Origin of the sequence: Streptococcus oralis, assembly GCF_019929345.1 — a bacterium.
Classification (GTDB): Bacteria; Bacillota; Bacilli; order Lactobacillales; family Streptococcaceae; genus Streptococcus.
In genome coordinates this window covers 195912-209101 of record NZ_JAHZPJ010000002.1, presented here as the reverse complement: position 1 = coordinate 209101, position 13190 = coordinate 195912, and the positions used below count along the sequence as shown (strand labels likewise).

19 protein-coding genes, 2 pseudogenes and 1 other annotated feature are annotated in these 13190 nt (G+C 39.1%); of the genes and pseudogenes, 12 read left to right on the top strand and 9 right to left on the bottom strand.

Annotated elements, in window-relative coordinates:
- The 5 genes and pseudogenes from K1I97_RS03175 to K1I97_RS03155 all read right to left on the bottom strand — a co-directional run.
- Positions 1 to 195, bottom strand: a pseudogene (locus K1I97_RS03175) (transposase family protein); the annotation flags it as partial.
- 102 nt (positions 196 to 297) lie between these two features.
- Complete coding sequence (locus K1I97_RS03170; protein WP_223331535.1) at positions 298 to 537, bottom strand: zinc-ribbon domain-containing protein; 240 nt, start codon at positions 535 to 537, stop codon at positions 298 to 300.
- Positions 538 to 564: 27 nt separating this feature from the next.
- On the bottom strand, positions 565 to 1371 hold the full coding sequence (locus K1I97_RS03165; protein ID WP_223331534.1) for a peptidylprolyl isomerase: 807 nt from the start codon (positions 1369 to 1371) through the stop codon (positions 565 to 567).
- Between the two features lie 72 nt (positions 1372 to 1443).
- A complete protein-coding gene (locus K1I97_RS03160) occupies positions 1444 to 2256 on the bottom strand; it encodes a Cof-type HAD-IIB family hydrolase (RefSeq protein ID WP_084933788.1) in 813 nt (270 codons plus the stop codon).
- A gap of 13 nt (positions 2257 to 2269) precedes the next feature.
- Positions 2270 to 3013: a DeoR/GlpR family DNA-binding transcription regulator gene (locus tag K1I97_RS03155; protein ID WP_084933787.1), complete on the bottom strand. Its 744-nt coding sequence runs from the start codon at positions 3011 to 3013 to the stop codon at positions 2270 to 2272.
- A gap of 235 nt (positions 3014 to 3248) precedes the next feature.
- On the opposite strand from K1I97_RS03155, the gene rpsP reads away from it, so the two are divergent.
- From rpsP to K1I97_RS03120, 7 genes are all read left to right on the top strand, one after another.
- Positions 3249 to 3521 (top strand): 30S ribosomal protein S16, encoded by a 273-nt coding sequence (gene rpsP / locus K1I97_RS03150; protein WP_000268760.1) that lies wholly within the window; start codon positions 3249 to 3251, stop codon positions 3519 to 3521.
- Between the two features lie 19 nt (positions 3522 to 3540).
- Positions 3541 to 3780 carry an RNA-binding protein KphA gene (kphA, locus tag K1I97_RS03145; protein WP_000379617.1) on the top strand — a complete coding sequence of 80 codons (240 nt, stop codon included), beginning with the start codon at positions 3541 to 3543 and terminating at the stop codon, positions 3778 to 3780.
- A gap of 43 nt (positions 3781 to 3823) precedes the next feature.
- Positions 3824 to 4168 (top strand): MazG nucleotide pyrophosphohydrolase domain-containing protein, encoded by a 345-nt coding sequence (locus K1I97_RS03140; RefSeq protein WP_223331533.1) that lies wholly within the window; start codon positions 3824 to 3826, stop codon positions 4166 to 4168.
- The gene (locus K1I97_RS03135) at positions 4158 to 4709 is read left to right on the top strand and encodes a hypothetical protein (protein WP_084948775.1); all 552 of its coding nucleotides are present in this window, start codon (positions 4158 to 4160) and stop codon (positions 4707 to 4709) included. Before K1I97_RS03140 ends, K1I97_RS03135 begins: the two co-directional genes overlap by 11 nt.
- A gap of 73 nt (positions 4710 to 4782) precedes the next feature.
- Positions 4783 to 5301, top strand: coding sequence for a ribosome maturation factor RimM (rimM, locus tag K1I97_RS03130; protein WP_223331532.1), 519 nt, complete (start codon positions 4783 to 4785; stop codon positions 5299 to 5301).
- Positions 5291 to 6010 carry a tRNA (guanosine(37)-N1)-methyltransferase TrmD gene (gene trmD / locus K1I97_RS03125; RefSeq protein ID WP_002882191.1) on the top strand — a complete coding sequence of 240 codons (720 nt, stop codon included), beginning with the start codon at positions 5291 to 5293 and terminating at the stop codon, positions 6008 to 6010. The genes rimM and trmD overlap by 11 nt, the downstream gene beginning before the upstream one ends.
- A gap of 11 nt (positions 6011 to 6021) precedes the next feature.
- Complete coding sequence (locus K1I97_RS03120; protein WP_001196053.1) at positions 6022 to 6360, top strand: ATP cone domain-containing protein; 339 nt, start codon at positions 6022 to 6024, stop codon at positions 6358 to 6360.
- A 25-nt stretch (positions 6361 to 6385) separates the two neighbouring features.
- On the opposite strand, the gene K1I97_RS03115 is transcribed toward K1I97_RS03120, so the two are convergent.
- Entirely contained in the window at positions 6386 to 6706 is a 321-nt protein-coding gene (locus K1I97_RS03115; RefSeq protein ID WP_223331531.1) for a hypothetical protein, read from the bottom strand.
- Between the two features lie 102 nt (positions 6707 to 6808).
- Here K1I97_RS03115 and K1I97_RS03110 point away from each other — a divergent pair, with 102 nt between their 5' ends.
- Positions 6809 to 7027: a YdbC family protein gene (locus tag K1I97_RS03110; RefSeq protein ID WP_223331530.1), complete on the top strand. Its 219-nt coding sequence runs from the start codon at positions 6809 to 6811 to the stop codon at positions 7025 to 7027.
- A 37-nt stretch (positions 7028 to 7064) separates the two neighbouring features.
- On the opposite strand, the gene K1I97_RS03105 is transcribed toward K1I97_RS03110, so the two are convergent.
- From K1I97_RS03105 to K1I97_RS03095, 3 genes and pseudogenes are all read right to left on the bottom strand, one after another.
- Positions 7065 to 7601 (bottom strand): biotin transporter BioY, encoded by a 537-nt coding sequence (locus tag K1I97_RS03105; RefSeq protein ID WP_223331529.1) that lies wholly within the window; start codon positions 7599 to 7601, stop codon positions 7065 to 7067.
- A gap of 144 nt (positions 7602 to 7745) precedes the next feature.
- Complete coding sequence (gene gor / locus K1I97_RS03100) at positions 7746 to 9092, bottom strand: glutathione-disulfide reductase (RefSeq protein ID WP_223331528.1); 1347 nt, start codon at positions 9090 to 9092, stop codon at positions 7746 to 7748.
- A gap of 160 nt (positions 9093 to 9252) precedes the next feature.
- Positions 9253 to 9753, bottom strand: a pseudogene (locus tag K1I97_RS03095) (transposase); the annotation flags it as partial.
- Between the two features lie 265 nt (positions 9754 to 10018).
- Positions 10019 to 10150, top strand: a sequence feature (ribosomal protein L20 leader region).
- A 15-nt stretch (positions 10151 to 10165) separates the two neighbouring features.
- On the opposite strand from K1I97_RS03095, the gene infC reads away from it, so the two are divergent.
- The 4 genes from infC (at position 10166) to K1I97_RS03075 (ending at position 13181) form a co-directional block, all read left to right on the top strand.
- Positions 10166 to 10696 carry a translation initiation factor IF-3 gene (gene infC / locus K1I97_RS03090; RefSeq protein ID WP_000848184.1) on the top strand — a complete coding sequence of 177 codons (531 nt, stop codon included), beginning with the start codon at positions 10166 to 10168 and terminating at the stop codon, positions 10694 to 10696.
- A gap of 32 nt (positions 10697 to 10728) precedes the next feature.
- Complete coding sequence (gene rpmI / locus K1I97_RS03085) at positions 10729 to 10929, top strand: 50S ribosomal protein L35 (RefSeq protein WP_001125942.1); 201 nt, start codon at positions 10729 to 10731, stop codon at positions 10927 to 10929.
- Positions 10930 to 10980: 51 nt separating this feature from the next.
- Complete coding sequence (gene rplT, locus K1I97_RS03080; protein WP_000124830.1) at positions 10981 to 11340, top strand: 50S ribosomal protein L20; 360 nt, start codon at positions 10981 to 10983, stop codon at positions 11338 to 11340.
- A 176-nt stretch (positions 11341 to 11516) separates the two neighbouring features.
- Complete coding sequence (locus K1I97_RS03075; protein ID WP_223331527.1) at positions 11517 to 13181, top strand: molecular chaperone HscC; 1665 nt, start codon at positions 11517 to 11519, stop codon at positions 13179 to 13181.
- The last annotated feature ends 9 nt before the right edge of the window (positions 13182 to 13190 follow it).

The window sequence follows — 13190 nt, the reverse complement described above, 5'->3', positions numbered from 1 at the left end:
GAGAGGTTTCGGCGACCGCTATTTTCGAACACTGATAACACTTAAAACGTCGCTTTCTAAGGAGGATTCTAGTAGGCCTACCAGTCGTTTCAAGTAGGGAATCTTAGACGGTTTTTGGAAGTCATATTTCTTCATTTGATTTCCACAATCGGTGCAAGATGGGGTATCGTAGTTCTGTTTAGCAATAATTTCCTTTTTACAAGAAAATAGGCCCTATAAGATCTACAGGGGGGTTACCCGCTACAGAAATTATAGAGCCGAAGAAAAAGCCAAGTCATTTTGACTTGGCTTTTTTGACTAGTAATTTAAAAAGCTTTCAACTTCAGATTTCTCAATTTCTTTACCGTAGTGGCAAATCGGACAAGAAACGAAGTAACTTTTACCATAAGGAAAAAGTGGAATCCAGTAGAGGGTGAACTTGCGTCCAGTTTCTACAATTTCCCAATTGTCGACATTGTTACAGTGACCACATTCGATCGCAGTTTGCGTATGTCCCAAATCTTTCTGATAACCTTTAGAACCCCAAAATAAAATCATGTCATCGTCTCCTTATCTGTTGATGGCTTATTTTTTGCTGAAATCGTAGTCTTTCACCACTTCGATACTATCAATGGTGATAGCAGACGTTGGTTTGTCTTTCTCATCTTTTTCAGCCTTGGCAATCTTGTCGACAACATCCATGCCATCGATGACTTGACCAAAGACAGGATGTTTACCATCTAGGCTAGGATTTCCTCCCTCTTTATAGGCTTCGATGACTTTCTTAGGATACTTGCTGGTAGGGAGCTTAGCTGAAATATCTGTTGAGTTTTGGTTGATGAAGAACTGGCTACCGTTGGTATTTGGTTGACCAGTGTTAGCCATAGCAAGGGCTCCTCGGATATTGTATAGGTAAGGAGAGATTTCATTTTTGAAACCAGTGCCTTTGTCCGTCGTTTTGTCCTTATCATGCCAGATAGATTGTCCCCCTGTCCCATCTCCCTTAGGATCTCCAGTTTGGACCATAAATCCATCGATGACACGGTGGAAGGTGATGCCGTTATAATAGCCTTCCTTAGCGTGAGTAAGGAAGTTTTCAACTGCTAGAGGAGCTAATTTTGGAAAGAGTTTGATGCGAACATCGCCTTGATTTGTATGTAAAATGACCTCGGCTTCATCTTCGCCAACTTCTTTAGAAAGTTGAGGGAAGTTGGCATTTTCATTGGTTAAAGCGTCATTCAAATCTTTGGCAGCCTGAGCAGCTGCTTTTGAGCTTTCTTCAGCAGAGATGCTGGAGTCGACATATTCATCACCACGGAGACCACGTTGGATACTAGTACATCCAGCAAGGGCTACAGTTGATAGTAAAAGAAGGGTTGCTAGTTTTTTCATTGTTAACCTCTCAAAAATTCATTTCTACCATTGTACCTTAAAAGGAGTTTGATTTCAATTTTTAAAATGAGGTTATTTTGCTAATACATGTAATTTTATAGCTTGACTTACTCCATTTTGTTCATTAGAGTCTGTTACTGCATTTGCACAGTCTTTGACATCTGTAGGAGCATTTCCCATTGCAATACCGAGCCCTGCGCTTTCAATCATGGGAATATCATTATAATTGTCACCCAAGGTCATAATCTCCTTGAGAGGAATTTGATAATAGTTAGCCAATTCTAACAGAGCCTGCTTTTTAGATACTTGATTATGTGTGACTTCAAGATAGTTATCCTTGGAGAGATAAAAGTCGGTTTGTGGAAAATCCATAATGGATAAGATGTTTTGTAGTTTCTGTATAGTGTCTGCTTTATCAATTAATAATAGTTTATGAACAAGAGTATGTTCCTCTTTTATAAAATCTGTTATAGATGTAACTTTTGGACTTTCTCCAGTAATGTTGGCTTCGATTTGTACCCATTTATCTAAAGTATTAACAAACCAATCTTGTCCAGAATAAACATTGATAGAAACTGTCGGAAATTCTCTTTTTAAAAAATCATGAAGAAATGCCAATTCTTTTTTATCAATAGAATGCTGACTTAGAACCTCATCCCCCTTACTGATTAGGGCACCATTATAGCATGCAATTGGAAAGTCGGAAATTCCTAGTTTTCTAGAAATTGGAGCAATACCGAGAGGAGAGCGAGCAGAAGCTAAGACAAAAGGGATTTCTTTTTGTTTTAAAATTGGCATCAGTTCAGGCAAATAAGAGTCTATCTGGTGATTTTTGTCTAAAATTGTTCCGTCAATATCGCTTATAATCAATTTAATATTTCTCATAGCTTCCTCCCTTTTAAAATAGAATAGTTGTTTTGCCATCTAAAGATCGCTGAATTTCTATATCGGGTTCTTTGTCTGTAATCCAATAATCAAAATCAGCTAGTTCAGACAGAATAAAGTGAGAGTGTTTGCTTATTTTACTGGTTTCAGCTAGTAAGACACGAGTTTTGCTTGTTTTAAATGCTCTCTTTTTCATTAGAACATCTTCTTGGTCTTCAAAACTAACTTGACCATCTGAAAGACTTGCAGCTCCAAAAAAAGCTAAATCAAACTTAATAGAGTTTAAAATGTCCGATTCTTCTAGAGAGTAATAGAAACGATTCTTTTTATGAAACTTTCCGCCTAGAATGTGAAAATCGATATTCTTTTTTCCTCCTAGAATAAGCGCATTATCTAATGAATGACTGAAAATACTAACTTCTTTCTCAAGTATTTTAGCTAATTCTAGTACAGTTGTTGAAACATCAAAAAATAGTAAATCTCCATTAGAAATGAGTTCCTTTGCTAGAGAGGCGATTTTCTCTTTTTCTTTGGAAGATTGTTCTCTTCTGTCTTTAAAGCCCAGTATAGGCTGTTTCTTTATTGATAGCAATCCTCCGTGAGTTCTTTGTGCTCTATTTTCCTTTGCAAGAATAGAAAAATCTCTGCGGATGGTATCTTTGGATACTTGGAAATAGTCAACCATTTCTTTTGCTGAAAGGCTTCCTCTCTCTTCTAAAAGTGTTATGATTTCTTCTAATCGTTGTGCTTGGTACATAAATTCACCTGCTTTCTGACTCTATTTTACTCTTTTTTGTAAGTTGAATCAAGTATTTATAAGTTTTTTTAATTTAAAATCAATTTATTTAAGTTTTTTGGGGCGAATCTGAAAAAATCAAAACTCTGTCAAGTTTTTTTCTTGACACCTGTCAGAAATCTGCTATAATAGAACATGTGCTAAATAGCTCAGCTATTTCACCGAAATAAAAAAATAAGAAAAGAGACATTAAAAAATGGCAGTTAAAATCCGTTTGACTCGTATGGGTTCTAAGAAAAAACCTTTCTACCGTATCAACGTAGCAGACTCACGTTCACCACGTGACGGACGTTTCATCGAAACAGTTGGGACTTACAACCCACTTGTTGCTGAAAACCAAGTAACTTTGAAAGAAGACCGCGTTCTTGCATGGTTGGCTGATGGAGCTCAACCTTCAGATACAGTTCGCAACATTCTTTCAAAAGAAGGCGTATTGAAAAAATTCCACGATTCCAAATTCTCAAAATAAGTTTAAAGTAGGTTGACAGATGGATACGATTGAAAATCTCATTATTGCGATTGTGAAACCTTTGATTTCACAACCTGATGCCTTAACTATCAAGATTGAAGACACACCAGAGTTTTTGGAGTATCACTTGGATCTTGATCAAAGCGACGTTGGTCGTGTTATCGGTCGTAAGGGTCGCACTATCTCAGCGATAAGAACGATTGTCTACTCTGTCCCAACTGAAGACAAAAAAGTAAGAATCGTTATCGATGAAAAATAAAAAAAGCGGGACAGATGTCTCGCTTTTTTGTAAGGAGGAGAAGATGAAGGATTTAACGTTTAGACAATTACAAGACTACTTACTCGAACATTACCAGCAGTCTCGGACTGAGGAAGGCCTTTTTATCAAGCTAGTGGAGGAAGTCGGAGAAGTAGCTGAGGTCTTGAATGGGCGCTCTGGTCGAAAAGAGGGTGTCCAGGACTCAAATGAGGAACTAGCCAAAGAACTGGCTGATATCATTCATTACACCGTCGCAATTGCGACCATCAACGATATTGACCTAACTAAAACCATCTTTGACAAAGATAAGAAGGCTGCCATTAAGTATCAGCATGAACGAGATTTGGAAAGTTTTTTGGAGGGAGATTTGAGAAATAATGGACACTGACTATTTTTTAAAAATAGACTGGGCGATGTATATTGATTGGTTATTGCGAATTATACAGATTTCGACTTTTATCGGTGTAATTTTAAAAATTAGTTTCCAGAATAAGGCCTATATTAATAATATCGAAATTCAGACAATTAAACCAATCGAATTTGATTCCTTACATACGCGATTTCATCATATTTATGAGTTTAAACATAATAAAAATAATAAACATTATAATCATTTGATTTTTTATCCAAAAGAAGTTGATATTGAAATTGTAGAATTTTATTCTTTAATCTATGATTCAAAAAGTAATAGTTTAGTCGTTCAAGATAAAATACATACAGTTAAAAATTTAAAAAATTATACATGCCTATTGATTCATACAAATTTACCTGAGACTATACCTAGTTTAAGAATGAAATGGAAGACAAGTCAAGGTCAAATTGGGGAGTATACATTTTATAGTAATATGTATAACGGGAATATAAATATTTCTTCTTTCAAATATAAATTAACATTAAAGAGGAAACTACTAGCAATTTTGGGATTATAGCTGATTTTCTCCAACTTGTGAAAATCCCTGGAACGTGTTAAAATAAAGGATAGAAATAGATACAGGAGACAAGATGAACTACTTTAATGTTGGGAAAATCGTCAATACACAGGGGTTGCAGGGTGAAATGCGTGTCTTGTCTGTGACGGATTTTGCTGAAGAACGCTTTAAAAAAGGGGCAGAGCTGGCTTTATTTGATGAAAAAGATCAGTTTGTTCAAACAGTGACCATCGCTAGCCACCGTAAACAGAAGAATTTTGACATTATCAAATTCAAAGACATGTACCATATCAATGCGATTGAAAAGTACAAGGGTTATAGTCTCAAGGTCGCTGAGGAAGATTTAAATGACCTAGACGATGGGGAATTTTACTATCACGAGATTATCGGTTTGGATGTTTACGAGGGAGACACCTTGATTGGAACCATCAAGGAAATCCTACAACCAGGTGCCAATGATGTCTGGGTGGTTAAGCGAAAAGGTAAGCGTGATCTGCTTCTACCTTACATACCCCCAGTAGTTCTCAATGTTGACATCCCAAACAAGCGGGTCGAAGTGGAAATCTTAGAAGGACTAGATGATGAAGATTGATATTTTAACCCTCTTTCCTGAAATGTTTTCTCCGCTGGAGCACTCAATTGTTGGAAAGGCTCGAGAAAAGGGGCTCTTGGATATCCAGTACCATAATTTCAGAGAATACGCTGAAAAGGCCCGCCATGTAGATGATGAGCCCTACGGAGGCGGTCAGGGGATGTTGCTCCGTGCCCAACCCATTTTCGATGCCTTTGATGCTATCGAAAAGAAAAATCCCCGCGTCATTCTTCTCGATCCTGCTGGGAAACAGTTCGATCAAGCTTACGCTGAAGATTTGGCTCAGGAAGAGGAACTAATCTTTATCTGCGGTCACTATGAAGGGTATGACGAACGCATCAAGACCTTGGTAACCGATGAGATTTCTCTAGGAGACTATGTCTTGACTGGTGGTGAATTGGCGGCTATGACTATGATTGATGCGACCGTTCGCCTAATTCCGGAAGTGATTGGCAAGGAGTCTAGTCATCAGGATGATAGTTTTTCTTCGGGATTGCTCGAATATCCCCAATATACACGTCCTTATGACTATCGAGGCATGGTGGTTCCAGATGTGCTTATGAGTGGGCACCATGAGAAGATTCGCCAGTGGCGACTTTACGAAAGTCTAAAGAAAACCTATGAGCGCAGACCAGATTTGCTAGAAAACTATCAACTAACAGCAGAAGAAGAAAAAATGCTGGCTGAAATCAAAGAAAACAAAGAATAAAGGAGAACCTTATGCAAGTAATCAAACGTAACGGAGAAGTTGCAGACTTTGATCCAGATAAAATCTACCAAGCTGTCCTAAAAGCGGCTCAGACTGTTTATGTTTTGACCGATGATCTACGTCAAAACCTAGCTCAAGTCACTAAAAAAGTAGTCTTGGACTTGGAAGAAGCAAAAGTGGAACGTGCGACCATTAGCATGATTCAATCAATGGTTGAAAATCGTTTGTTGGGGGCAGGATATATCACCATCGCAGAACATTACATTTCTTACCGCTTGCAACGTGATTTGGAGAGAAGTGGTTACGGTGACCACATCGCAGTCCACCTACATTTTGAACAAATTCGTTAAGAAAAAGAGTGGGATGAAAAACATCTCACTCTTTCTTAAATCTATTTTTCTGAGCTGTTTGTACAGTTGAAGGGACAAAGCGTAGCCTTTTGATGTCAGCGATTCGGATGATACGTGTTACATTTTTTGTAAAATTTTTGACAACAATCTGTTGACGACTGGTATCATATTTGACGATATCACCAGTGAAGCTTGTTTCAGCTAGTATGACATGAACAGCAGTTTTTTTCTGGATGGCTTGTTCAATTGTAGCAATGAGGGAGTCGTTTTCAGAATAATCTCGTTCATCCTGTCCACTGAGAAAGTCTTGTATCTTATCTAAGACATGCTTGAATGTATATCTCATAGGCTTCTCCCCTCTTATATAACCATATTATATAAAATTTTCCTAAAATCTACAAGATTTTACGAATAGACTATAGAAAGCATATCACATAAAGGAGTTAAAATGGCAGAATTTACATTTGAAATCGAAGAACACTTACTGACCCTGTCTGAAAATGACAAAGGATGGACAAAAGAACTAAATCGCGTCAGCTTTAATGGAGCACCAGCAAAGTTTGATATTCGAACTTGGAGCCCTGATCATACCAAGATGGGAAAAGGAATCACCCTTACAAATGAAGAATTTCAAATAATGGTGGATGCCTTTAAAGGAAATCAATAAAAGGATATTGAGTTTTTGACTCAGTATCCTTTTTGGGTTAAATTGAGAAGTATGCTTGTCCCCTAAGTCGTTGTAATAGTGGACGACCAATGAAACTAATCGCAATGATCTTACCAAGATCAGGAAGGATAAAGGGAAGGACACCAACTGCAAGTGCCTGATCGAATGGCATCCCAGCAAGGAAGTGGAGGCTGAGAATACCTCCGACAAAGACGAGGGAGTCACCCAAGAGGTTGGCTAGAAAAATGCGAATGTAGCCACTATTTTGATGGATTAGATAAGATGTAAGTCCAGCATAGACAAGGTCGAACCAAAGATAGCCTGCACTTGGGCCGACTAAAACGTGAAATCCAGCTCCTCCCCCTGCAAAAACAGGTAAACCAATGGCACCCAGTAGGAGATAGAGAGCTACAGATAGGACGGCTTCCCTAGGTCTAAAAACAGTAGCAATCAGACCGATTGCAAAGTTTTGCAAAGTGAAGGGTACAGGACCGATAGGGAGACTGATTTGTGCCAATACGGCGATGAGAGCAGCACCGATAGCAGGGATAGCATAGATATGAGCTTTTTTCAAAACTGTTAACCTCTTTTCAAAATTATAGTAACTATTATACTAATTCAGAAATAAAAGTCAACCTATTCTTCCAACTAAGGTAACAATTTTTGTAACGGCCGATTTTACAAGTAAAAAGAGACCTCAGGAGGTCTCTTGCAATAATTAGCGCATGGTCACAAATTCTTCTGAAGCGGTTGGGTGGATAGCTACTGTAGCATCAAAGTCTGCCTTGGTTGCTCCCATCTTAATAGCAACAGCGAATCCTTGAATCATCTCATCCACTCCGTAACCAAGTCCGTGAAGTCCAACAACTTTTTCGTCAGCACCTGCGGTGATGAGTTTGAAGCGAGACTCTTGACGATGGTTTGTAACGGCTGAGTACATAGATGAAAAGCTTGACTTGTAGACTTTGATGTTATCTTGGCCGTATTCTTTGATAGCTTGATCCTCAGTTAAACCGACTGTTCCGATTGCTGGATGGGAGAAGACAACAGTAGGGATAGTCGTGTAGTCCATCTTGGCATTTGTTTTCCCGTTGAAGAGGCGTTCAGATAGGGTACGTCCTGCCTTGATGGCTACTGGGGTTAGTTCCTTCTCGCCAGTAACATCTCCAAGGGCGTAGATGCCATCTACAACAGTATTTTGGTATTCATCCACTTGGATAAATCCACGTTGGTTGAGTGTGACGCCAGCCTTTTCTAACTCAAGACCGTCTACATTTGGACGGCGACCGGTAGCCCAGATAACTTGGCTGGCAGTATGACTAGAACCGTCTTCGAAATGAATGGTAATACCTTGCTCCGTTTCTTCGAGCTTGACGGGTACCTTATGTGTGTGTAAAGGTAGACCTGTTTTTTCCATTTCATTGACAAGTCCTTCAACGATGTAGCTGTCAAAAGTGCGCAAGGGACGATCGCGACGGACAAACAAATCAGTTTTTACTCCTAGCGCGTGGAGAACACCTGCTAATTCAACGGCGATATAGCCAGCTCCAAGAATCGCAACGGATTCAGGAAGTTGCTCCCAAGCAAAGACATCGTCTGAGCTACCACCAAGTTCAGCTCCAGGGATAGTTGGAATGCTTGGACGAGCGCCAGTCGCAATCACGATATGTTTGGCACGAATCAATTCACCATTAACGCTGACCGTATGAGCATCAACGAAATGAGCACGACCTTCAATCAAATCAACACCGTTGCGCTTGAAACTTCCATCATATGATGAGCGGGCACGGTCGATGTAGGCTTCACGATTTTGACGAAGTTTTGCGAAATCAAATTGAACATCTGAACTTGTAAAACCATAGTCAGGACCGTAGTGGTGGAAGCTTTCAGCGATTTGAGCTCCATACCACATGATTTTCTTAGGAACACAGCCGACATTGACGCAGGTTCCACCTAATTTTTTCTCTTCGATAACAGCAGCTTTAGCACCGTGTTCGCCAGCTCGGTTCATAGTGGCAATGCCGCCGCTTCCTCCACCGATGGCGATGATATCATATTCTCTCATAGAAAACTCCTTATAGCTTTGATAGTCATATTCTATCGTTTTTATTTTTTGAATGCAAAAATCTGCTACGCTCTAAGTAAAAAGTAGCCTCTGCTTGTTAAATATATAATTAATATTGTATTACTAGTACAATTGACACAATGGAAATGAACGTGAATGCTTCAGGACGCTGTTCAATGGATTGACCAGCAGGTTTAAAGTTGGAGCTAGCTTGTTTCTTGACAGTTTTTCCTTTTCTAGGATAAAGTAGATTCTGTTTGGTCAATCCTAATTTTCCATGATGAATCCAGTAGTAGATGGATGAAATTCCCACTGCAACGCCCTTAGCCTTGACCATCATTTCAGGAGACAACTTTTGGTTATGATAGTGTAGGATCTTTTGTTTTAGTTCTTTTGTCAAGATTGATTTCTTCACAGAGTGCTTCCGATTGGTTTCATAAGACTGTTGAGCGTAGGCGGCAGAATAAACCTTTTTGAATCGTCCCTTTCCAATACATTGTAGGACTGTCCTACGCTTGATTTCATTGTGGATGGTCTGAGGAGCTTTTCCAAGTAGAGAGGCGATTTCTCTATTTGATTTCCCTTCATTTTTCCATCGTTCGATTAAACGACGGCTATGGATTGTCAAATGTTTAGCTTTTGTAGTATAATTGTTTTGCATCTCTGTGCCTTTCTTGTGTTTGTGGTGAACAACAAGTATAACACAGTGATGTTTTCTTATGCTTAAAACTAGATTTCATTTGACAACAGCTTCAAGCCTATTATCAAATGAAATCAGGAGCTAGCTATAAGCTAGTTAAAGCATTATATTTTTAGGAAGGCTGGGTGGCTAACTTCATTATAGAACTTTCACTAGAAATAAAGTTTTTCGAAAAAATGACTTTTTATCTTGACAAGGATTAGAAAACTTGGTATCATATAAAAGTTGAGAAAAGCAGAAGTGAGAGCTTCTCGCCTTGTGACATCAAGTTGCCTGGCCCTACGGATGAAAAGTTTCTAAGAAACGCTATCATAACGTGCGGGCTTGTATCATTACGAGTCCGCTCTTGTTTTTCTCTAATAATAAAAAAGAGGTGAAAACCATAGCAAAGCAAGACTTATTCATCAATGATGAAATTCGTGTACGTGAAGTTCGCTTGATCGGTCTTGAGGGGGAACAGCTAGGCATCAAGCCACTCAGCGAAGCGCAAGCATTGGCTGATAGTGCAAATGTTGACTTAGTATTGATTCAACCCCAAGCAAAGCCACCTGTTGCTAAAATTATGGACTACGGTAAGTTCAAATTTGAGTATCAGAAAAAGCAAAAAGAACAACGTAAAAAACAAAGTGTTGTTACTGTGAAAGAAGTTCGTCTGAGTCCAACTATTGACAAGGGTGACTTTGACACAAAACTTCGCAATGCACGCAAGTTCCTTGAAAAAGGAAATAAAGTTAAGGTATCCATTCGCTTTAAAGGGCGTATGATCACCCATAAAGAGATTGGTGCAAAAGTTTTAGCCGAGTTTGCTGAAGCAACACAAGATATTGCGATCATCGAACAACGAGCTAAGATGGATGGACGCCAAATGTTCATGCAGTTGGCGCCAGCAACTGACAAAAAATAATTGTCAGAAAGTTAAATAAAGGAGAAAAAATCATGCCAAAACAAAAAACACACCGCGCATCAGCTAAACGTTTCAAACGTACAGGTTCTGGTGGACTTAAACGTTTCCGTGCTTACACTTCTCACCGTTTCCACGGAAAAACTAAAAAACAACGTCGTCATCTTCGTAAAGCATCTATGGTGCATTCAGGAGATTTCAAACGTATCAAAGCAATGCTTACTCGCTTGAAATAATAGCCTAACAGTAAGTAAACAATTCTAGGAAATATTTGGAGGAAATAAAACATGGCACGTGTTAAAGGTGGCGTTGTATCACGCAAACGTCGTAAACGTATTCTTAAATTAGCAAAAGGTTACTATGGAGCTAAACACATCTTGTTCCGTACTGCAAAAGAACAAGTAATGAACTCTTACTACTATGCATACCGTGACCGTCGTCAGAAAAAACGTGACTTCCGTAAATTGTGGATCACTCGTATCAATGCGGCAGCTCGTTTGAACGGACTTTCATACTCACAATTGATGCATGGCTTGAAATTGGCTGAAATCGAAGTTAACCGTAAAATGCTTGCTGACTTGGCTGTTAACGATGCAGCAGCTTTCACAGCTCTTGCAGATGCAGCTAAAGCAAAACTTGGTAAATAATGACAAACTGTTTCATTCTTACTCTCGTGGTTTTTACCGCAGGAGTAAGGTGAAACTTTTTTGTTTTTCCATAAATGATTTTCTATTTTAAACAGTAAATCACAGATTTTTTCAAAGAAAATAGGATATTTCTTGTATAATAGGAATATCTAAAAAAGATTTGGAGTTTGAAGAAGATGATAGTAGGTATTGATTTAGGAACGACTAATTCATTAGTAGGGGTATACCAAGATGGCCATGTCAAGCTGATTCCCAATGCTTTTGGTGAGTATTTGACTCCTTCTGTTGTGGCTTTAGATGACAATGATGAGATAATAGTTGGAAAAATTGCCAAGGAACGCTTGGTGACCCACCCAGATAAGACGGTTTCTCAGTTCAAGCGTTTTATGGGGACCAAGCATGAGTTGACGCTAGGAAATCGAGCATATAAAGCTGAAGAATTGAGCTCTTTTATCATTCGAAAGTTGGTAGACGATGCAGAGACCTATCTTGGAGAAAAGGTCGAGGAAGTGATTGTCAGTGTACCGGCCTATTTTAATGATGCTCAACGCTATGCGACCAAACTAGCAGGGAAATTTGCAGGCGTTCAGATTGATCGGATTATCAATGAACCTTCCGCAGCGGCTCTTGCTAAAAGATCTATGGTAAACCAAGAAGATCAATCTTTTATTGTAGTCGATTTTGGTGGTGGGACTCTAGACATTTCAGTTGTGGAGCTTTTTGATAATATCGTCGAAATCGTGTCGATCGCAGGGGACAATCGTTTAGGAGGTGAAGACTTTACTGCGGCTATTGCTGAGGAATTTTTAGTCTCCAATCAATTAACCAAGGATACGATTTCCCGAGAATTTTATAGCAAAATTCTGGTACAGGCTGAAAAGACAAAGCTAGAACTCAATGAGAAAGAAGAAGTGAAGATGACAGTTCTGGACCAAGAACAGGAATACACTTTAGACTTGAGCTACCAGCGTTTTTATGAGCTTTGTCAACCGTTGCTGGCTCGTGTTAAGGCTGTTTTGGACCGTGCTTTGATGGATGCACGCTATAGCTATGTATCATCAGATAACTTTGTTCTTGTTGGGGGGACTTCGAAACTCCGCTTGGTTCAGGACTTTTTATCCTACTGTATCAATCAAGTGGTGCAGGTTTCGGATGATCCCGATCGGATGATTGCGAGAGGTTGTGCTCTTTTAGCAGGAATAAAAGAACGGCAGGGTGAGATACGAGATTTATTACTGTCTGATATTTGTCCTTTTACACTAGGGATAGAAATTGTTGGAGACCGTTTTTCGCCGATTATTGAGCGAAATTCTACCCTCCCTGCTTCACGCATCGAGCAGTACTATACGGCTGAATTGGGACAGAGCCAAGTCAAGATAAAGGTCTATCAAGGTGAGATGATGAAGGCATCACAAAACCTGTTCCTAGGAGAATTAGAAGTTCCTGTCCCTGTGAATACTCGAATAAATGAAAGTTTCACAGTTCGGTTTACCTATGATTTAAATGGAATTTTGGATGTCGAAGTGAAAATTGATTCCACACAGGAAGTCTTTAGTCATGTTATTCTCCAAGATAGTGTTACTCTGACAGAAAAGGAAATAAAGGCTAAGCAAGCAGAGTTGACTCGCTATAAGATCAATGCTCAAGAAACAGAGGTTTATCGTTTCTTGATTGAAAAAGCGAATCGTGTGTACAGTATGCTCTTGGGGAGAAGAAGAGATGAGTTGATGGCAGAAACTAGACGCTTTGAAGAAGAAGTCAAACAAGCATCTATGTATCATTTGCCAAAACTTTATCAATCATTTTCTAACTATCTAGATTTCCTAGAGCGAGGACTATAAAAGAGGAGA